We start from the raw sequence: 20,670 nt of genomic DNA on the forward strand, positions 1-20,670 counted from the left end.
CGACAGGGAGGCACCGCGGTGCCTCTTTTTTTCGACCCGCTACTGCGCGGCGACCACCTCGTCGAGGAGGAAGCCGAGTTCATCGGCCGCCCGGTCGACGGCATCGCCCAGGTTCGGATGATTTCCGCTCGATCCATCGGTTAGAAAGAGAATGGCCCGGCCATGCGGATCGGCCTGCTGCAGGCGCGCCGCCATCTCGCGAGACTGCGCGCCATCCACGCCGGCGCGCAGCAGCACTGCCGGATAGTCGACCCCGTCGCGCACCGCCTGCAGCGGCGAGCCGGCGAGCAGCGCGTCGAAGCGTGCACGATCCCCGACGTCGTCTTCGCTGTCCGGGGCGCGCCCGGCGCGAAGGAGGTCGAAGCGTCCGTCGACGCCGACCAGCGCGCGAAACAGCGCGGGCCGCCGCGCCATCGCCGCAGCGGCCGCGAGCGCGCCGTCGCCGCGCGTGTCGACGCCCAGCAGCGACGCCTGCGTGTAGCCGAGCGCGAAGAGCCGCTCGGCCGCGGCGATGAAGTCGTCGAGCCCGTCCTGGCTGCCGGCGCGCAGCGTGGCTCGGGCGACGACGCCGCCGCGATCGAGCCAGACGCGGCGCGCGGGGTCGAACTCGGGCGTCGCGCCGGCGATCGTCAACAAGACCGGGTTGTGGCCGTCCAGCCGCGTGCCCTTGCGGCGCAGGATGGACAGCGGCACCGGCGTGCCGTCGCGCGAGGTGGCGAGTTCGCGCACGACCTCGCTGTCGCCGAAGCTGGCGTCCGAACTCGCCACCAGCGAGGTTCGCCGGGCGCGGCCGGCGCTCACGCGCAGCCACAGCGGCGGCTCGAGCTCGCTCACGACCTGCGCGACCACCTCGCCGCGGCCGGTGCGCGCCAGCGCCGCGACGCCGCTCGTCGCCGGCAGCGCCACCACCGAGCTGCGCCGGCTGCGCAGGTCGATCGTGCGCAGGCGCGCCACGCCGCCCTCGCCTTCGACCACGTAAAGCGTGCCGCCGGACACCGCGAAGCGCTGCACGGCGCCTTGCTGCGGAACGGCGACGCCGGCAAGCTTGTCCCACGCAATCGTCTTCGTCGCGGCCAGCGGCAGGCGCAGCAGCTTGCCGCGCGGCGCGTTGGCGACGGACAGCACCCAGATCGTGTCGTCGTCGCCGAACAGCGCGTCGCGCACGCCGTCGGATCCGGACGCGAGCCGGCGCCAGCCGCCCGCGTCGGCCGACTTCAGGAACAGCGAGGCCTCGCCGCCGCGCACATCCTCCACCAGCGCGAGCACGTGGCGGCCGTCGCGCGTGCTCTCGAGGCGGATGCGCGCGCGGGGCGGCAGTCCGTCGGAGAGCTCCACGCGATCCTGCGACGCCGGGGATCCGATGGCGTGGAAGACAACCTGGGGCGTGCCCGCAGCCGAAGTCCGGAAGCAGAACAAGCCGGCGTCGCCCGCGCTCCAGGCCGCGTCGCCGACCGCATCGGGCGATACAGCATGCGGTATCTCGTCGGCCAGCAGGCGCCCGCTGGCGACATCGAGGATGCGCAGCGTCACGCCATCGCCGGACGACAGCCCGAGCGCCACCTTGCGCCCGTCCGACGATGGCCGGAAGAACGCGATCGCGAGCGCGCCGTCCGGCGCGGCCTTGGCGGGATCGAACACGACGCGCTCGCTGCCGGCGTCGTCCAGCGACTTCAACGCCACCAGCACCGGACGCCGCTGCGGCGACGCGGCCTTCAGCGCGAAGACGACGCCGCCGCGCTCGGCCAGCGACGAGTAGACGTTGGCCGTCGACCCGGCCAGCGACTGCAAACGCTGGCGCAGCGCGGCGCGCACGGGCATGGCGTCCAGATGGCGCCGGGCATAAGCGTTCTCGGCCGCGATCCAGGCGCGGGTGGCGGGGTCGTGCGCGTCGTCCAGCCACGCGAAGTCGTCGCTGACCGTCACGCCGAAATAGTCCCGCGTCCGCGTGCGCGCGGCGGCGAACGGATAGCCGCTCGCCACCGAGGCCGCCGGTGCCGGCGCCTCGGGGGCCGCGGGCTTCGCGGTGGCAACGAGGTGCCTGCTCGCGCAACCCGCGACACCGAGCAGGCAAAGGACTGCGGCCACCCACGCGAGCGCGGACGGGCGGTGCAAGGCTGGCGGCAGGTTCACGGGCGGGCTTCCATCGGCTGATCGAACAGGCCGCCATGTTAGGCGGCGCGCGGCAGGGGCATCGACAGCCGGCGCGGCCGGTCCCGGCGTGATATCGCCTTGATCTCCTTCAGGACGTCGTCATGACCAGCAGCCACCCCGTGCGCAACGCGTACACCCCGGCGCGAGGCCCTCGCGCGGCGCGGGCGCAAGCCGAAGCTGCTGCCGACCGGCGGCAACGATCCGGCCGACAGGGCCCGGCCTCCTAGAATCGCCGCAAACCCACGGGGAGCGACGATTGGCCTACGACTACAGCTCGGACAACAAGCGGCTCGAACTGCCCAACCCGTTCCGGGTCGAGAACAGCTTCCTGTTCGCCTGCGCCGCGATCACGCTGCTGGGCGGCCTCGTCGGCCTGCTGTGGGCGCGCGAGGCGATCCAGGCGCACTCGACGCGGCTGGGCGTCGCGCCGCTGCTGGTGGGCGTGGCGCTGCTCGCGGCGGGGCTGTCGTTCGCGGTGATCGCCGCGCGCCGGCTGCGCTTCTTCTTCGGCCGCGGACGGCCGCGCTCGCTGGCGCCCGAGGTCGCGATCGGCGCGACGGGCAACTCGGCGCGCGCCGACTTCTACAAGGCCACGCTGCGCCAGGGCGGCCTCGAATACCCGGAGCCGCAGGGCGCGCTCAACGGCCTGCTTTACCACGCGGTGCCGCGGCTGATCACGGCGCCCGTCGTCGTGCAGGAGCTCGCGCAGCGCCACTTCTTCAACGCGCTGTCCTTCCTCGTCACGCTGGCCAGCTTCCTGTTCGCGTGGGGCCTGTTCGGCACGGAGGAGTCGCGGCCGCTGATCTCCATCGTCTACTTCGTGTTCGGCGCGGTGGTGCTGCTGCGGCCGCTGGTCAGCGGCAGCCAGGCGCAGCTCGGCACGGGCGCGCTGATCGCGCTGGTCGTGGCGGCCATCGTCGGGCCCGTCGCGGCCAACCTGCTCGGCACGGCGCTGCCGTCGGTGCGCTATTCGATGACGGGCCAAGCCACGTTCCTGCTCGTGTGCGCGTTGGTGGCGGTCGTGCTGATCCTGTGCGCGCTGCACGCCCAGCTCGACGCCTCGCCGCAGACCGAGCGCAGCTGCGAGCAGCGCACGCTGTCGATGAACGGGCCGCCGGCGTCGCTGGTCACCGAGCTCGATCGGACGCTGCAGAACCAGTGGGTCGAGAAGATCCCCAACCGCCGCTACACGCGCATCGAGCCGGTGACGCACGGCGCGGCCGGCTCGGGCCAGTTCGCGGGCGAGCTGCTGGAGGAGACGCAGCCCATGCCGATGCCCGGCACCGCGGCGGTGACGCTGAACAGCGCGCTGCGGGGGCCGCGCCACAGCTGGCTCGTGATGCTCGATTTCTACGCCGCGCTGCTGACCGTCTTCGGCGTCGTCTGCGCGCTCGCCTACGTGCACGGCTTCGATCCGTCGCGCGTCCTCGTCGACGGCTGGGGCAACACGGCAACCGTCGGCTACGCCGCGGTGTGCCTGGCGATCGCGGCATTCTGCTTCCAGTCCGCCGGCGCGATCTGGGGCCGCTTCAACTTCGAGTCGGAGCTGGTGTGGGTGGAGTTGCAGGGCACCTGGCAGTCGTCGCGCATCGGCACCGGCAACCAGTTGAACAGCCGCCTGCAGACCGAGAACGATGTCGTGCGCGTGGAGGCCATGACGTTGCGCATCTGGCGCGCGCGCGTCGAGTCGGTGGTGTTCGGCAAGGATGGCGCGCGCCAGGTCACGGCGATGTACGCGACCTCGCAGGAGGCGTCGCGCCTGGCCGACGATCTCGAGGCCTTCGCCGCGCGCCAGAGCGTGTTCGTCGCGCCGCGCGCGCCCGAGGACCGGCACCGCATCGACGCGCTGCAGGCCACCGAGGCCCTGCTCGGCGGACAAGCGCCCGCGCGCGCGGACGCCCTCGCGGGCGCGCCCGACGCGCCGCGCGTCGCGGGCGCGCCCGCGCGACGCTTCTGCACGGCCTGCGGCACACCGGCGAGCGCGGACGCCAGGTTCTGCAGCGCGTGCGGCACGGCCTTGCCGCCGCAGCCCGCCGGGGCCTGACGCGATGGCCTGAACGGGCGATGTCCGGTTCGGCCGCCCCGCTGCGTCCGGGCAGGCGAGGGGAAATCGAGGCGACGCCGCCGCCCGCCCTTCGCCGACGGAGATCGCCATGCACCACCCTGCTTCCCGCCACGTCGTCACCACGTTCGCGCTGCTGCTGCTGGCCGCGCTGTCCGGCTGCGGAGGCGGCGACGCGCAGGACGCGCCGAAGAACGGCTTCGAGCCGATCACCTGCAGCGCCCAGCCCAGCCCGTGCGCCTAGCGCTCGGGCGCGGCGATCGATCCAGGGATGGCGGTCGGGCAGGATTTCCGCTGCAATGGCGATCCATCCAGAGGCGGGAGCCCTTGCCATGCAGACTCTCACGGCGCTCATCCGTCAGGCCCAGGAAGGCGCGCAGGACGCCCGCGACCAGCTGTTCGCCGCCGCCTACGACGAGCTTCGCAAGCTCGCCCGGGCCCGGTTGCGCGATGGCGGACGCAACACCGTCCTCGACACGACCTCGCTGGTGCACGAGTCCTACCTCAAGTTCATGCAGGGCGGCCAGCTGCGCGCCGACGACCGCAAGGCATTCTTCGCGTACTCGTCGCGCATCATGCGCTCGGTCATCATCGACACCGTGCGCGAACGCCGCGCCGAGCGCCGCGGCGGCAACCTGCGGGAGGTCACGCTCAACACCGAGGTCGGCGACGGCCTGCCCTCCGGCTCCGACGAGATCCTTCGCGTGCACGACGCGCTGCTGGCCCTCGAGCAGGCCGAGCCGCGGCTGGCGCGCGTCGTGGAGATGCGCTATTTCGGCGGCTACTCCGAAGCCGAGATCGCCGAGGCGCTCGAACTGACGGATCGCACCGTCCGCCGCGACTGGGAGAAGGCGCGGCTGCTGCTGATGGCGATGCTGAAGTCGTGACGGCGGTGGTCGCGCCGGTGCCCTCGCCCTGCTGACGCGGCCGCGCGCTCAGTGCGGCACGACGGCCGGCGCGAGTTCGTCGACGTCCGGCGTGTCCTGGCTGGAAATCAGCCGACGCAGGAACGGGATCAGCAACGCCAGCACGATGCCCACGCCCACGGTGGCCCAGCCGAGGCGGCCGAACAGCATCGCGTAGAACGGGTTGGTGAGCTGCGGGGCCGCGTCCTGCGCGGTGGGGATCGACTTCGACAGCTCGCCCGCGAAGATCGACGCCAGGCCGGTCAGCAGCATCCACGCGCCCATCATCACGCCCTGGTACTGGCGCGGCGCGAGCTTGCCGATCATCGCGTAGCCCACCGGCGAGATCAGCAGTTCGGCGATGGTCTGCATCACGTAGAACAGCGCGATCCAGAGGAACGACGAGCGCCCCGCCGTGTCGGCCAGGCCGATGCCCAGCGGCAGGAACAGGAAGCCCGCGCCCATGATCACCAGCGAGGCCGAGAACTGCATCGGGATGTCGATGCGCCAGCCGCGCGCGCGCAGCGACGAGAACAGCGCCGCGAGCAGCGGGCCGCCGATGACGATCACCACGGTGTTGATGTTCTGCACCCACTGCGGCGAGATCGTGATGCCTAGCACCACGGGGTCGACGTTGCGGTCGTAGAACAGCGTCAGGCCGTTGGTCTGGATCTGGTACAGCGACCAGAAGACGAGCGAGCCGCAGGCCAGCACCAGGTAGGCGCCCATGTTGCGCCGCTCGAAGCGGATCGGATGGCGCGCCGCCACCCAGCCGATGGCCATGAACACCAATGCGCACACGACCTCGACGAACACCGTCGTGGAATCGGGATGCTGCAGCAGGTACCACACGATGGGCACCAGGCCGACCAGGATCGCGATGCCGGCGATGCCGCGCGTGCGGAACTGCTGCGCGCTGGCGGTCGACAGCGGCGTGTTGCGATCGGTCAGCAGGCGCCAGCACAGGAAGGCAAGCACGATGGCGACGAAGTTGCCGACCGTGGCGAACGTGAACATCGCGCCCCAGCGGCCGGATTCGTAGAAGTAGCCCGCCACGCTGATGCCGATGAAGAACCCGAGGTTCATGCCGGCGTAGTTCCACAGGAACGCGCCTTCGCGGCGCGGATCGTCCGGCGTGAAGCGCTGCGTCAGCATCATGTTGATGCACGTCACGTTCAGGCCGCTGCCGGTGAGGAACAGCGCGAGGCCCCAGTAGAGCATCGCGACGCTGCCGCTGGCGATGCAGGCGCAGCCAAGCACCTGCAGCGCCATGCCGCCGACGAACAGGTTGCGGTTGCTCATGAAGCGCCCGCCCAGGTAGCCGCCGAACAGGTGCAGGCCGTAGTTGAACGCGCCGAACAGGCTCATCAGCGACTGCGCCGGCTTGTCGGCGAAGTGCAGCTGCTTGGTGGCGTACAGCACCAGCGACGTCTGCAGGACGGCGAAACCCAGCGTCGAGAACATCTGGATGAAGAACAGGGCGGCCGAGCCTTCGGGGATCTTGTCCAGCCGGGCTTTCAGGGAAGACATGGGACTGCTTTCGACGGGAGGGAGCCGCGCGGGCCGTCGCGGCCGGCGGGGAAGCGTCAAATGATAGCCGGCGCATGTTTCCGGGCCGGCAGGTCAATCCCCTAGACAAGCTGAGGAAGTTGACGTTCCGCGCGGCTTTTGTTAAAAACTAAATGGTTACGCAACCAAATGGTTATCAACATGACCGACGATCCCCTGAGCCTGGCCTTCGGCGCCCTCGCCGACCCCACGCGTCGCGCGATCCTCGTCCGGCTGGCCGCCGGCGAGGCCAGCGTCGCCACGATCGCCGAGCCTTTCGCGATGAGTTCGCCAGCGATCTCGAAGCACCTGAAAGTCCTGGAGCGCGCGGGCCTGGTCGAGGTCGGCCGCAGCGCGCAGTCACGTCCGCGACGGCTGGTGGCGAAGCCGCTGGCCGAGGCCACCGAGTGGCTGGCGCACTACCGCCCGTTCTGGGAGTCGACGCTCGATCACCTCGATGACTACGTCCGCGAGCTCAAGGCCGAGCGCGGGACGACGCCCACCCCGGCCCGCAAACGCACGCGCTGAGCGCGGAGGAACGACCATGAATCCCGACGACCTGTCCCTGACCATCGTGCGCACGCTGGACGCCCCGCCTGAGCTCGTGTTCGAGTGCTGGACGAGCGCCGAACACGCGCGGCGCTGGTGGTATCCGCGCCAGGGTGGCAAGGACTTCGCCTGCGTCTCGTTCGCGATGGACTTCCGCGCCGGCGGCGACTACCGCTACTGCATCCGCTCGCCCGACGGCCAGGACACCTGGGCGCACGGCACGTTCCGCGAGATCGACGCCAACCGCCGCCTCGTCTTCACGTTCCAGTGGGAGTGGGCGCCGGAGCCGTCGGACGAGACGCTGATCACGGTCACGTTCGAGCCGCACGGCAAGGCCGGCACGAAGCTCACGTTCACGCAGGCGCCGTTCGCGTCCGAGCAGATGCGCGACGGCCACGAGGCCGGCTGGGGCGCGGTGCTCGACCGCCTGGCCGAAGCTGTCGCACGCGGAGCAACTCGATGATCCGCACCTTCAACGGCTCGTGCCACTGCGGCGCCGTGCGCTTGCGCTGCGACATCGACCTCGCGCAGCCCACCAGCCGCTGCAACTGCTCGATGTGCACGAAGACGCGCCTGTGGAAGACGATGGCGCAGCCGGGCAGCTTCGCGTTCGTGCAGGGCGAGGACGCGGTCGCCGCCTATCGCTTCGGCGGCCACCGGGTCGAGCACCGCTTCTGCATGCGCTGCGGCGTCAAGCTGGGGGGCCACGGCGCCAAGGGCGAGCACTTCCCGCAGGACTTCGACGTCGTCAGCATCGCCTGCCTCGACGACATGTCTGACGACGTCAAGGCGGGCCTGCGCGTCGAGTACCAGGACGGCCGGCACGACGATTGGGCGCACGCACCCGTGCCGGTGCCGCCACTCTAGAAGACGCGCACGGCGACGTCGCGGCCACGCGTCGCCTCGTTGCCGGAGAAATCCTTCGCGACGATGCGCAGCGTGTAGTCGCCCGGCGGCAGCGGCGCGTCGCCCTCGGCGCGGCCGACGCGGTAGCGGAAATGCGTCTCGCTGCTGCCCTGCACGGTGATGCCGCTCATGTCGGCGTAGACATCCTTCACGCGCTCGTCGCCCGGCAGCCGGGCGAACTCGATGGCCGTGCGCGCCTGCTCGAAGCCGGGCACGGGCGTGCCGTCGGCGCGCAGCCACTGAACCCCCAGGCTGTATAGCCCGAGGCGGCGGCGCGGCAGGTTGCCGTCGACCTGGTCCCAGGCGTCGACCACCAGCTCGACGTTCCCGCGCGGCACCAGCAGGCGGCCTGCGTCGCGCTTCACGAAGCGCGTGCCGGCCGCGTCGCGGATCTCGATCGAGCCGATCGACGGCGCCACGGTGTCGACGAAGCCGTGCAGCCCCAGCGCCAGCGGATTGAGGCCATGGCCCGACACGCCCATCCACAGGTGCACGTGCGCCATCTGGTTGATCGTGCCCAGCACGTCGCCCACCGCGAAGCGCGCGCCGCGCCGCACGCGCATGCGGGCGAGCTTGCCGGCCTCGTCGTGCACCGGCACGAAGCGCGCCGGGTCGATCGCCGCGCCGTGCGCGCCGCGGCCCACGTGCATGTGCACGTAGGCCAGCGGGCCGATCGACAGGCCCTCGTTGATCTGCCCGAACCCGTAGGTCGCGAGCGGGTTGGACACCTTGCCCGCCACGATCGCCACCACCTCCTGGCCGACGTCGCCGCGCACGTCGAGGCCGTCGTGGAAGTGGTCGCGCGACTCGCCCTTGCCGTCGCCCCGGTCCTCGCCGATCGTGCCCACCACCTCGTGCCAGGCGAGCTGCGGCCGCACCGGCCAGCGGCCGCCGGCGTCGGGCAGCGGACGGTCGGGCGCCGGCCCGATCGCGCCGTCGACGCGCGTGGCCGCAGCGTCGCCCGCGGGCGTCAGCAGGTGCAGCCGGGACGACGCCGCGTCGGCCACCAGCAGCCGCCGCTGCAGCCCGACCGCGAGGCCTGTCGGCCGCACGAGGCCGGGCTCGTCGAGGCCGAACAGCGCGTGCGGCGTGCCGTCGGCGGCGATCTCCGACAGCCCGCCCGCCAGCGTGCCGACGACCAGCGCGCCGTCCTTCGCCTGCGCCAGCGACACCGGCCGGTGCAAGGCCTTCTCGAACGCCTTGCCCGGCAGGCCGCGCGCCACGGTGGTGACGTTGCCGGCCGCGTCGATCGCGCGCAACGCGTCGTTGCGCGTGTCGGCCACGAGGAGGCGGCCCGTCCTGTCGACCAGCACCGCGCACGGCGTGTCGAAGCGCGCCTGCGCGCCCGGGCCGTCGGCATCGCCGAACGTCGCGCCGCCGGCCAGCGTCGTGACCGTGCCGTCGGGCGCGATCGCGCGGATGCGGTCGTTGTAGGCATCGGCCACGATCACGCGGCCGGCGGCGTCCACCGCCAGGCCCATCGGGCCGTCGAACTGCGCCTGCGCGCCGGGGCCGTCGCGATATCCCGGCTTGCCGTTGCCGGCCAGCGTCGTCACGACGCCGTCGGGCGTCACCTTGCGGATCGCGTGGTTGCCGGTATCGGCGACGTAGAGGTTGCCGGTGGCATCCAGCGCCAGGCCGGAGGGCGTGTCGAAGCGCGCGGCGGCGCCCTGCCCGTCCTGGAAGCCTTCGACGCCGCCGGCCAGCGTGGCCACGCTGCCGTCGGGGCGCAGCATGCGGATGCGGTCGTTGTCGCCGCCGTCGCTGATGTAGAGCGTGCCGTGCGGATCGAGCGCCAGGCCGTACGGATCGGCGAACCGGGCCTGCGCGGCGGCGCCGTCGCGCCAGCCGACGCGGCCGTCGCCCGCAAGCGGCTGCACGTGCGTGGGCCAGTCGTGCGACGGCGGCGCGGGCGCGGCAGGACTCGGCGATGTGGCGGGCGCGCCCAGGTGGCGCACGGCGATCCAGGCCGCGACGCCGATGGCCGCGAGCGCGCCGCCCAGGGCCATTCGGCGGTTCGTGTTGTTCTTGCGTCGCTTCACGCGTGTCGTCCGGATCTGCAGGGCCGCGCATGGTACCTGCCCGGCCGCGCATTCCCCTGCGCCCCGGCCCGTCATCGCCGGCGACTTAAGCTTCGGGCCTCGCCGGCTGCAGCCCGGCACGCTCAAACCGACAACTTCAGGAGATCTCGATGGGAACCATGGTCAGCTTCAAGCGCCCGGACGGCCAGGAACTGAAAGGCTATCTCGCCGAGCCGGCGCAGCCGAACGGCGCGCCGGCGGTGGTGGTGATCCAGGAGTGGTGGGGCCTCAACGACCAGATCCGCGGCGTGGCCGACCGCCTGGCCAACGCCGGCTACCTGGCGCTGGTGCCCGACCTCTACCGCGGCAAGAGCACGGTCGAGAAGGAGGAGGCGCACCACCTGATGACGGGCCTGGACTTCGGCGACGCCGCCACGCAGGACGTGCGCGGCGCCGTCCAGTTCCTGAAGACGCGCGCGTCCAGGGTCGGCTGCGTGGGCTTCTGCATGGGCGGCGCGCTGACGCTGCTGGCGGCCGTCAACGTGCCCGAGCTCGACGCCGCCGTCACGTGGTACGGCTGCCCGCCGCTCGAGTACATCGACGCGACGAAGATCAGGATCCCGCTGCAAGGCCATTGGGCAACCCAGGACGAGTTCTTCCCGATCTCGCAGGTCGAGGGCCTCACCGCAAGGCTCAAGGAAGCCGGCGTCGCCTTCGACTTCCACCAGTACCTCGCCCACCACGCCTTCGGCAACGAGCAGGCCGTCGGCACCGGCCGCATCGCCGAGACGCATTACGACCCGGTGTGGGCGCAGCAGGCCTGGGATCGGACGTTCACGTTCTTCGGCCAGCGGCTGCGCTGACCGGCGACGACGTCACGACAGGCGGAACACCTCGACGACCTCGGACAGCCGCTTCGCCTGGTCCTTCAGGCTCTCAGCGGCGGCCGCCGACTCCTCGACGAGCGCCGCGTTCTGCTGCGTCATCTGGTCGAGCTGCGCGACGGCGCCGTTGACCTGGCCGATGCCGCTGGACTGCTGGCTCGCGGCGTTGGTGATCTCGCCGATGATGTCGGACACGTGGCGCACGCTGGTGACGATGTCCTTCATCGTCGCCCCGGCCTGCGTGACCAGCGCCGAGCCCGACTCGACGCGCTCGACCGAGGCGCCGATCAGCGCCTTGATCTCCTTGGCCGCGTCGGCCGAGCGCTTGGCCAGGCTGCGCACTTCCGTGGCCACGACGGCGAAGCCGCGGCCCTGCTCGCCGGCGCGCGCCGCTTCCACGGCGGCGTTCAGGGCGAGGATGTTGGTCTGGAAGGCGATGCCATCGATGACGCCGATGATGTCGCCGATGCGCTTGGAGCTGGCGTTGATGTCGGCCATCGTCGAGACGACCTGCTCGACCACCTCGCCGCCGCGGGCCGCCGCGCCGGAGGCCGACGACGCCAGCTCGTTGGCCTTGGAGGCGGAGTCGGCGGTCTGCGAGACCGTGCCGGTGAGTTCTTCCATCGACGCCGCGGTCTGCTGCAGGTTGGAGGCGGTCTGCTCGGTGCGCGCGGACAGGTCGTGGTTGCCCGCGGCGATCTGGCCGGAGGCCGTGGCGATCGACTCCGTCGTGTGGCGCACCTGCGAGACCGTGTTGCGCAGCGACGCGATCATCAAGGCCAGCGTGTCCAGCAGGCTGCCCGGCACCGGCTCGCGCACCATGGTGGCGAGGTTGCCCTGCGCCACCTGCTTCATCGCGATGACGGCTTCCTGCGGGTCGCCGCCGATCTGGCGCAGCACGCTGCGTCCGATGGCGAAGCCCAGCCCGCCGATGACGACGAACACGCAGGCCGCGATGCCCAGCGTCTCGAACAGCGCGGTGCGCACGGCCGCGTCGACGTCGTCCATGTAGACGCCCGAGCCGACGACCCAGCCCCATTCCTTCAGGCTGGTGACGTACTGCAGCTTGGGCACCGGCACGGTGCTGCCCGGGCGCGGGAACTCGCCGTTGACGAAGGCCGTGCCGTCGGGGCTCGTGTTGGCCGAGGTGATCAGCTCCTCGATGGTGTCGACGCCCTTGGAGTTGCGCACCTTGCCCAGCATGTTGGTGCCGTCCCACTCCGTCTTGAACGGGTGCATCACGCCTTCGAACTTGTTCGAGAAGATGTAGACGTAGTCCTTGGCGATGTCGCCGTAGCGGATCCCGCGCAGGGCATCCATCGCCTGCTTCTTCGCGTCGGCCTCCGGCAGCTTGCCGGCCGCGGCCAGCGCCTGGTAGGACGCCGCGATGCTGCGGGCGGTTCGCACCGCGGTGACCAGCTGCGACGTGCGGCCATCGATGATGCTGGCGCGCAGCTTGACGAACGACACGGCCGTGAAGATGAACAGCCCCGCCAGGGACACGGCGATGAGCGTGGCTATCTTCTTCTTGAAACTGAGAGATTCGAGCATGTCTGGTCCGGTGGAAGCGACGATGGAGGCGACGGAACGCGGGTGCCGTCGTCCCCCATATCGGCCTTCCGCGCGGCCAAGTTGAGCGCAGGGACATTCGCCCCGGCGCCCTGCGCCCTCCTCAGCGCTTCTCGATCAGGTGCTTCGCGAAGAAACGCGCCACGCGCTCGCGCGACAGGTAGGCCTGCGCCACGTCCGGCGTGATGACGACGGTCGGCAGGACACCCGTTCGGAAGTAGCTGCCCTCGTCCGCGAAGGGATCGAGCGCGGTCTCGGGCACCATCAGGCGATCCCACGCGTGGGTCGCGCCGATGTACTGGTTGACCGACACGACGTTGCCGTTGGACGGGTTGACCGAGGCCGCCAGAGCGACGCAATGGGCCGTCCCGTTGTCATAGCTGTCCTTGCTGCCGATCTGGATCAGCACCGGCGCCCCGGTCAGGTGCAGGAACTGCGTGCCCTTCTGGGCCGGCGGATTGAGCGCCGGGATGGACGTGTCGTTCGCGCCCCAGCAGACGGGATAGTTGGCGACGTGGGCCGCGAACTTGCGGCCGCCGCCGAATTCGCCGGAATAGAGCTGTTCCGCGGCCGCCAGGCTCACGACGCCGCCCCACGAGAAGCCGAGCACGCCGATGCGGTCGGGATCGATGTCGGGGCGCGCGGCCAGGAAGGCGAGCGCGTTGAAGGCGTCGGGGTACGTGAGGATGGGCGCGGCGGGGCGGTCGGCGATGCCGGTGACGCCGCGCGCCTGCCACATGTCGATCTGCAGCGTCGCGATGCCTTCGGCGTTGAGCGCGCGTTCGTAGAAGTCGCCGCGCGAGTCGACGCCGCTGGAGCCGTGCAGGATCACCACGGCCGGCATCTTGCGCGAATGCCTGCCCGTCTCGCAGCGCCAGGGCGCGACCAGCGCCGCCGGCAGGCTCAGCTTGCCTTCGATCGTCAGCGTCGCGTTTGCGGGCGAGGTCGCGGCGAGGTTGGGCGACGGGTACGTGATGAAGGAGATCGAGGGCTGGTCGACGGCACCACGACACCCGTCGTCGGCACTGGCGACCGACGACAGGAGGGCGAGGCACGCGCTGGCGAGGACTCGAAGCGACGATCCGATGTTCATGGCGAACTCCCTGGCAGATTCAAGCGGGCGCTCGCAGGAGCGGCACGGCGGTCGTCCTGCGATCGACGGGGTGTCGGCGATACCCCCTCAGGGTTGCTCGACCGGGCGGAGTGTCGCCAATTTACGCGCCAGCGGGCCGGTGCCCACGCGGCCCTCAGGGCGATGCCGTCGCCGCCATCTCCAGGAACCGCACCTGCGGATCGAGCGCCAGCGCGCGCGTGGCCGCGCGCGTCTCCTCGATCGACAGCGGCACCAGCAACTCGATCTGCCCGCCGATGCTGGTGCCGATCGCCAGGCCGTCGCGATACAGCACGCGCGAGCCGGCGACGCGCGGCACCTTGGGGCCGGCGAGCACGGTGCCCAGCAGGTTGGCCGGATCGGACGCCGACAGGCACACCATCGCCTCGTCGGGCGGCTGGCGGCGCACGGCACGCATCGTCGCGATGGCGTCGGGCAGCGCGAACTGCTCGCCCGTCACGCCAGCGATGAAGCGGCCGCCGCGGATCTCGCCGCGCGCCTCGAGCCGGCGATAGACGCGCACCAGCTCGCGCCACGGCGGCAGCCAGGCGGCCTCGCGCTCGAGCAGCTGGAAGCACACGACGCCGTAGCGGCGCAGCAGCGTGCGCGCGACGTGCTCGATGGCCTCGGCCGCGACCTTGCCGTCGGCGCTCGGATGCGGCGCGCGGATCACGTTCCAGCGCCCGGCATCCTCGATGCCGAACAGCGCGACGCGCCGGCGCGAGCGCGAGACGGCCGTGGCGCGCTTGGCCGCCGGCACCAGCAGCGCGCGCAGGCCGGCGTAGCTGTCGCAGTTGGCGCGGCCGCGCACCACGAGTTCGGCGAGCGCGTCCTCCAGCTCGGCGCGCAGCAGGCGCGCACCGTCGGCGATCTCGTCGAAGAAGGACGCGCCGTTGGCCTCGAGGACATCGAACACGCGTTGCGCGCGCCCGCCCAGCGCCTCGTCGTCCGCGGCGGCAGAGGCCAGGCGCGACCAGGTCGGCGCCGCGCGCCGCGGCAGCAGCAGGATCGGCGTCGTGCGCAGCGACGAACGGCCGCCGCCCTGCGTGCCGCTGGCCAGCGGGCGCAGGCGCGTCCACATCGTGCGGCCCGAGGTGCAGAGATCGTCCAGCCACGACGACGCGTAGTCCCGGACGCGCGCGGGCAGCACCTCGGCCTCCCACAGCGACGCCGGCGCCTCGAAGCCCTCGAGCTGCGCCAGCACCGCAGGCAAGGCCTCGGGCCCGCTGACGCGCGTCGACGTCGCGACATGCTGCCACTCGAACAGGAAGCGCACGAAGTCGCGCGGCTCGACGGGCTCGATCTCGCGCCGCAGCCGCTTCAACGTGTAGCGATGGATGCGCGCGAGCAGGTGGCGCTCGCACCACTCGACGTCGGCCAGGTTCGGCGTGACGTGGCCCTGGAACACGCTGCCCTCGGCCTGCAGCGCCGCCAGCGCGAACTCGATCTCCGCGCGAGGCAGGCCCAGCTGCGCGACGAGCTCGTCGACGGTGACCGGGCCGAGGCCGCCCAGCCGGGCGCGCAGCAGCTCGCGCAACGCTTCCTCGGGCGTGGCCAAGCCGGCTTCGTAGCCTTGCGGCGAGGCGATGTCCGGCCGCAGCGCCGCGCGCGGATAGAGCTGGCGCATCGGCGCGAGGCGCTCCGCCGCGACCCACAGAATAATTTCCTCGGAAACCATCCGCGTCGCGCGGCCGCTCTTCGCGAGCATCGCCAGCGCCGTTTCCCAATGGTCGTTGGCCCGCGCCTCGGACTCGGTGATCGCGCCCAGCGTCATCAAGGCCTCGTGCACCTCGTCGGCGCTGCGGGCGCGCGGCCAGGCCTCCTCGCGCACGCCGGCGATGGCGTCGGCGTCGAGGGCGCCCATCTCGTCGACGCTACTCGCATCGCCGAAGCGGCGGTTCTGCACGGCCTGCGTGCGGCGCTCCTCGATCGGCGCGTCGTCGAGATAGGCATACGGCCGTGCGTTGAGCGCCTCGGCCGCGAGCGGCGACGGCGCCGGCAGGTCGCGCGCGATCACCTCGATCGCGCCGGACTCGATGCCGCGCAGCACGTCCAGCCAGCCGTCGGAATCCATCGCCTCGTGCAGGCAGTCGTGCATGGTCTGCGCGACCAGCGGATGGTCGGGCACGTCGCGATCGCCGCCGATGTTCTCGGCGCAGGCCACCTGGTCGGGGAACACGGCGGCCAGCAGGTCTTCCGATTTCATGCGCTGCAGCTGCGGCGCCACCTTGCGGCCGCCGACGAAGCGCGGCAGCGCCAGCGCGGTCGTCGCGTTCCAGCGCCAGCGCACGGCGAACAGCGGCGCGTCGAGCAGGGCCTGGATCAGCACGTCCATCGCCGTGGCCGAGCGCAGGTAGCGCGCCACCTCGTCCAGCGGGAAGCTGTGGCTGGTCGACAGCGACAGCACGATCGCGTCCTCGGTCGCGGCGGCCTGCAGCTCGAAGTTGAACTGGCGGCAGAAGCGCTTGCGCAGCGCCAGGCCCCACGCGCGGTTCAGCCGGCTGCCGAACGGCGAATGGATCACCAGCTGCATGCCGCCGGACTGGTCGAAGAAGCGCTCCATCACGATGCGCGTCTGCGTCGGCAGCGCGCCCAGCACCGCTTGCGCGCTCGCGAGGTGGTCGACGATCTGGCGCGCGGCCTCGGCGTCGATGGCGTTCGCCGTCTGTTCGACCAGCGTCGCGATCGCGGCCGTCGTGCCATCGCGCCTCACGTGCTCGCCGACCTCCGCGCGCAGCCGCGACACCGCGAACGACAGCTCGTCGCTGCGCCCCGGCGCCTCGCCGAGCCAGAACGGGATGTTGGGCGGCGCACCCTTGGCGTCCTCGACGCGCACGCGCCCCGGCTCGACCTTCAGGATACGGTAGCTGGTATTGCCCAACTGGAAGATGTCGCCGGCCAGGCTCTCGACGGCGAAGTCCTCGTTGACGGTGCCGATGCGGTCGGCCTGCGGCTCCAGCATGACGGTGTAGTCGCCGGTCTCCGGGATCGTGCCGCCCGAGGTCAGCGCCGTCATGCGCGCGCCGCGGCGCTCGCGCAACTGGTGGTGCACGGCGTCGCGATGCAGGTACGAGCCGCGCGGGCCCTGGCGCGTGGTGTAGCCGTCGGCCAGCATGCGCAGCACGGCGTCGAAGCGCTCGCGCGGCAGCGACGCGTACGGCCACGCGCGGCACATCAGCGCGTAGAGCGCATCCTCGTCCCAGTCGCGGCACGCGGTCTCGGCGACGATCTGCTGCGCGAGCACGTCCAGCGGCTGCGGCGGCACGTGCAGCGTGTCGAGCTCGCCGCGCCGGATGGCGTCGAGCAGCGCCGCGCACTCGACCAGCTCGTCGCGCGACTGCGGGAACAGCCGCGCCTTCGGCGTGCCGCCCACCGCGTGGCCGGCGCGGCCGGCGCGCTGCAGGAACGCGGCGATCGACCTGGGCGAGCCGAGCTGGCAGACGAGGTCGACATCGCCGATGTCCAGCCCCAGCTCCAGCGACGCCGTCGCCACGAGCACCTTCAGCTCGCCGCGCTTGAGCCGCTGTTCGGCATCGAGACGAAGCTCGCGCGACAGGCTGCCGTGGTGCGCGGCGACGGCCTCCTTGCCCAGCAGGTCGGCCAGGTGGCGCGCCGCGCGCTCGGCCATGCGGCGCGTGTTGACGAAGACCAGCGTCGTGCGATGCGTGGCGACGAGCTGCACGATGCGCTCGTAGACCTGCTCCCACTGGTCGTTGGACATCACCGCCGCCAGCGGCGTCGGCGGGACCTCGAGCGCCAGGTCGCGCTGCTTCTTGTAGCCGATGTCGACGATCTCGCACTGCGCGACACCCTCGACGACGCTGCCGGCGCCGACGAGGAAGCGCGCTACTTCGGCGATCGGCTTCTGCGTCGCCGACAGCCCGATGCGCACGACGTGGCGCGGCTGCGCGCGCGGCGCGACGGCCTTCGGGTCGGGCACGACGCCGTCCTCGTCCGGCGCCGGGTCGCACGGCGGCTCGTCCACGATCATCTGCAGCCGCTCCAGCGACAGCGCGAGATGGCTGCCGCGCTTGTTGGCGGCCAGCGCGTGGATCTCGTCGACGATCACGCTGCGCACGGTCGACAACATGCGCCGGCCCGACAACGAGCCCAGCAGCACGTAGAGGGACTCCGGCGTCGTCACGAGGATGTGCGGCGGCCGCCGCATCGCCTGCTGGCGCTCGCGCTGCGGCGTGTCGCCGGTGCGCACGGCGGTGCGGATCTCGACGTCGGGCAGGCCCAGCGCGGCCAGCTCGGCGCGGATGCCCGCCAGCGGCTCGTCGAGGTTGGCGCGGATGTCGTTGGACAACGCCTTCAACGGGGAGACGTAGACGACGGCGGTCTCGTCCGGCAGGTCGCCCGCGACGCCGCGGCGCACCAGGTCGTCGAGCGCGGCGAGGAAGGCCGTCAGCGTCTTGCCCGAGCCGGTGGGCGCGGCCACCAGCGTGTCGCGACCCGCGCGGATGTGCGGCCACGCCGCGACCTGCGCGGGCGTGGGCGTGCCGAAACGGCGCTCGAACCAGCGCGCGACGGCGGGGTGGAAGTCTTGCAGGGCGGACATGGCGACCCGGACAGATGGCGTCCGGATCGTCATTCTCAAGCCTTCGGGGCTCAGCTGACGATCGTGTGACTGTTCGACACGCCAGTGGGGTCGGTCGCGGGCACGAAATCCGCCCCGCTCTGGCAACATCGCCCGCACTCAACAACGACGACGAGACAAGCCATGCACAACAAGCAACTTCTTCCGGTCGGCATTGCAACGTTGATCGCCGCCGGCCTGCTCGGCTGCGCCAGCGAGAAGCCGCCGGTGATGGTGCCCGTCACCACGACGAGCTCGTCGACGGCCACCTCGACCGTCTCGACGCCGCCGCTCGCCCCGCTGTCGCGCGCCCAGATCGAGGCCATCGTCAACAGCCCCGACCGCAGCGCCGCCGATCGCACCAACGACATCCGCCGCCATCCCGTCGACATGCTCATGTTCGTGGGCGCCAAGCCCGGCTGGACGGCGCTGGACGTCAGCACCGGCGGTGGCTACACGACCGAGCTGCTGGCCCGCGTGATCGGCCCCAGCGGCCTCGTGTGGGCGCAGAGCCGCCCGCGCAATCCGGCCGCCGCCGCCGCCAGGCCGGCCGCGCCGGAGGGCGGCGCGCCGGCCCCGATGCCCGCGGTCGCGCCCGCGCCGCGTTCCACGGCCGACGTGCTGGCCGACCGCAGTGCCGAGATGAAGGCGGCTGGCGTCGCAGCCGCGCCCATCGCCTATGCCGCGCTGCCCTTCGACAACCCGGTGCCGCCCGAGGCCATCGGCAAGCTCGACCTCGTGACGCTGATGTTCAACTATCACGACCTCGGCTGGATCGGCACCGACCGCCCGGCGATGAACCGCGCGATCTTCAACGCGCTCAAGCCGGGCGGCTATTTCGTGATCGCCGACCATGCGGGCCGGCCCGGCACGGGCATCTCGGAGTCCGGCTCGCTGCATCGGATCGAGGAGTCGTTCCTGCGCTCGGAAGTCGAGGCCGCCGGCTTCCGGCTCGCCGCCGAGGGCGATTTCCTGCGCAACCCGAACGACCCGCGCGACCAGAACACGCCGAACCCGCCGCAGCCCAAAGACGAGTTCGTGCTGAAGTTCGTCAAGCCGTGACGGGCGAAGGCGCGGTGCACGCCAGGCACCCGCGCCTAACTCTCGGCTAAGAATCGTGACCTACCTTCGAGGGTTGTGACGATTCGAACGACCTCCCGATGACGGGCCCCACGAGTGCATCGCCGGCCGACCTGGTCGAGCATCCGGCCCATGGCTGAGGCCCCGTTGCACCAGATGACGCTGCGTCCCGCCGACCCCGCCGACTGGCCGGCCATCGCCGCATTGACGCAGGGCTGCTGCCCGCGGACGACCGACGTGCCCGAACGGCTGGAGACCTGGCTGCTCGGCGAAGCCGGCGCCGAGGTGGTCGGCGCCGTCGAGCTCGAACCGGTCGGCGACATCGGCTTTCTGCGCTGCGTCGCCGTCGACCGCAGGCACCGGAGCGCCGGCCTGGGCAAGGAGCTCGCTGCCGCGGTCGAGTCGTTCGCGCGCTCCAAGGGCATGAACGAGCTGTGCCTGCTGACCACGGCCGCGGTCCCGTTCTTCGCCGCTCGCGGCTATCGCGTGGACAACCGCGCCGACGCGCCCGCCGCCGTCCAGGCCACTCCGGCATTCCAGGCGGGCAACCCGGACACCGCGGTGTTCATGACCCTGCGCCTGGACGGCCGCGCGAACCACGCCGCGCACATCCGCTCGGCCACCGGCGAGGACGCCAACGCGATCCTCGACATCTACGGCCCGATCGTGCGCCACACGGCGCTGTCGTCCGAGACCGAGCCGCCCTCCGTCGACGAGATGCGCGCCCGCATCGAACGGGCGCTGCCGGAATTGCCCTGGCTCGTGTCGCACGACGAACGCGGCACGGTCAGCGGCTACGCCTTCGCCAGCCGGCATCGCGAACGGGCGGCCTACCGCTGGACCGTCGACACCTCGATCTGCGTGCGCCAGGGTTGCCGGGAGCAGGGCATCGGCCGCCGGCTGGGGGACGAACTGCTGAAACAGCTGGTCCAGCGAGGCTACCGCCAGGCGTTCGCCCGCGTCGTGCTGCCCAACGAGGCGAGCATCCGCCTGCATCGGGCGCTCGGGTTCGAATCCGTCGGCGTCTTCAAGAGTGCCGCCTTCAAGAACGGCGCCTGGCGCGACGTGAGCTGGTGGCAGCGCCAGCTCCAGGACCTCCCGCCGCAGCCGGCCGAGCCCGTGCCTTCCCCGCAAGCGGGCCCGGCAGCACCGAACACGCGTCCAGCAGGGGCGTGAGCCCGCCCGCGGGTGCCGACTGTCGGCCGGCGACAACTCGGCAGTAACTGAAGCACACTCGCGATTCAGTGCATCACTTCACGCTGGGCGCCCGCCGTGCTCCGGGCGAGACCGAACCGACAGGTGCCG

The 20,670-nt window shown here is 71.8% G+C and carries 15 protein-coding genes; 9 read left to right on the forward strand and 6 right to left on the reverse strand.

All coding sequences use genetic code 11. The features are described from left to right. Nucleotides 1–39 precede the first annotated feature (39 nt). Entirely contained in the window at nt 40–2,130 is a 2,091-nt protein-coding gene (locus LPC04_RS22850; RefSeq protein WP_275684611.1) for a prolyl oligopeptidase family serine peptidase, read from the reverse strand. 277 nt (nt 2,131–2,407) lie between these two features. Between LPC04_RS22850 and LPC04_RS22855 the strand changes: the two genes are divergently transcribed. The 3 genes from LPC04_RS22855 (at nt 2,408) to LPC04_RS22865 (ending at nt 5,100) form a co-directional block, all read left to right on the forward strand. Continuing rightward, nucleotides 2,408–4,195: a zinc-ribbon domain-containing protein gene (locus LPC04_RS22855; protein WP_275684612.1), complete on the forward strand. Its 1,788-nt coding sequence runs from the start codon at nt 2,408–2,410 to the stop codon at nt 4,193–4,195. A 109-nt stretch (nt 4,196–4,304) separates the two neighbouring features. Then, complete coding sequence (locus LPC04_RS22860; RefSeq protein ID WP_275684613.1) at nt 4,305–4,457, forward strand: hypothetical protein; 153 nt, start codon at nt 4,305–4,307, stop codon at nt 4,455–4,457. Nucleotides 4,458–4,545: 88 nt separating this feature from the next. Then, a complete protein-coding gene (locus LPC04_RS22865; RefSeq protein WP_275684614.1) occupies nt 4,546–5,100 on the forward strand; it encodes an ECF-type sigma factor in 555 nt (184 codons plus the stop codon). Between the two features lie 48 nt (nt 5,101–5,148). Here LPC04_RS22865 and LPC04_RS22870 read toward each other — a convergent pair whose 3' ends face one another. Further along, entirely contained in the window at nt 5,149–6,648 is a 1,500-nt protein-coding gene (locus tag LPC04_RS22870; RefSeq protein WP_275684615.1) for a peptide MFS transporter, read from the reverse strand. A gap of 180 nt (nt 6,649–6,828) precedes the next feature. Here LPC04_RS22870 and LPC04_RS22875 point away from each other — a divergent pair, with 180 nt between their 5' ends. Genes LPC04_RS22875 through LPC04_RS22885 form a run of 3 tightly spaced genes read left to right on the forward strand, consistent with a single transcriptional unit; the run spans nt 6,829 to nt 8,082 of the window. Further along, entirely contained in the window at nt 6,829–7,194 is a 366-nt protein-coding gene (locus tag LPC04_RS22875) for an ArsR/SmtB family transcription factor (protein WP_275684616.1), read from the forward strand. A 16-nt stretch (nt 7,195–7,210) separates the two neighbouring features. Continuing rightward, entirely contained in the window at nt 7,211–7,678 is a 468-nt protein-coding gene (locus LPC04_RS22880) for an SRPBCC family protein (protein WP_275684617.1), read from the forward strand. Next, nucleotides 7,675–8,082, forward strand: a complete 408-nt coding sequence (locus tag LPC04_RS22885) for a GFA family protein (protein WP_275684618.1) — start codon at nt 7,675–7,677, stop codon at nt 8,080–8,082. Before LPC04_RS22880 ends, LPC04_RS22885 begins: the two co-directional genes overlap by 4 nt. On the opposite strand, the gene LPC04_RS22890 is transcribed toward LPC04_RS22885, so the two are convergent. Continuing rightward, a complete protein-coding gene (locus LPC04_RS22890; protein ID WP_275684619.1) occupies nt 8,079–10,163 on the reverse strand; it encodes a gluconolaconase in 2,085 nt (694 codons plus the stop codon). The genes LPC04_RS22885 and LPC04_RS22890 overlap by 4 nt on opposite strands. A gap of 158 nt (nt 10,164–10,321) precedes the next feature. On the opposite strand from LPC04_RS22890, the gene LPC04_RS22895 reads away from it, so the two are divergent. Continuing rightward, nucleotides 10,322–11,005: a dienelactone hydrolase family protein gene (locus tag LPC04_RS22895; RefSeq protein WP_420854762.1), complete on the forward strand. Its 684-nt coding sequence runs from the start codon at nt 10,322–10,324 to the stop codon at nt 11,003–11,005. A 12-nt stretch (nt 11,006–11,017) separates the two neighbouring features. Here LPC04_RS22895 and LPC04_RS22900 read toward each other — a convergent pair whose 3' ends face one another. The 3 genes from LPC04_RS22900 to LPC04_RS22910 all read right to left on the reverse strand — a co-directional run bounded on the left by LPC04_RS22900 (nt 11,018) and on the right by LPC04_RS22910 (nt 18,300). Continuing rightward, nucleotides 11,018–12,577 (reverse strand): methyl-accepting chemotaxis protein, encoded by a 1,560-nt coding sequence (locus LPC04_RS22900; RefSeq protein WP_275684621.1) that lies wholly within the window; start codon nt 12,575–12,577, stop codon nt 11,018–11,020. A gap of 121 nt (nt 12,578–12,698) precedes the next feature. Continuing rightward, nucleotides 12,699–13,688 (reverse strand): dienelactone hydrolase family protein, encoded by a 990-nt coding sequence (locus LPC04_RS22905; protein WP_275684622.1) that lies wholly within the window; start codon nt 13,686–13,688, stop codon nt 12,699–12,701. Nucleotides 13,689–13,842: 154 nt separating this feature from the next. Further along, entirely contained in the window at nt 13,843–18,300 is a 4,458-nt protein-coding gene (locus LPC04_RS22910; RefSeq protein ID WP_275684623.1) for a DNA glycosylase AlkZ-like family protein, read from the reverse strand. Nucleotides 18,301–18,429: 129 nt separating this feature from the next. Here LPC04_RS22910 and LPC04_RS22915 point away from each other — a divergent pair, with 129 nt between their 5' ends. Beyond that, nucleotides 18,430–19,347, forward strand: a complete 918-nt coding sequence (locus LPC04_RS22915) for a class I SAM-dependent methyltransferase (protein WP_275684624.1) — start codon at nt 18,430–18,432, stop codon at nt 19,345–19,347. A 150-nt stretch (nt 19,348–19,497) separates the two neighbouring features. Next, entirely contained in the window at nt 19,498–20,541 is a 1,044-nt protein-coding gene (locus LPC04_RS22920; RefSeq protein WP_275684625.1) for a GNAT family N-acetyltransferase, read from the forward strand. Nucleotides 20,542–20,670: the final 129 nt, after the last annotated feature.

This window comes from Scleromatobacter humisilvae (genome assembly GCF_023231945.1).
GTDB classification, from domain to species: domain Bacteria; phylum Pseudomonadota; class Gammaproteobacteria; order Burkholderiales; family Burkholderiaceae_C; genus Scleromatobacter; species Scleromatobacter humisilvae.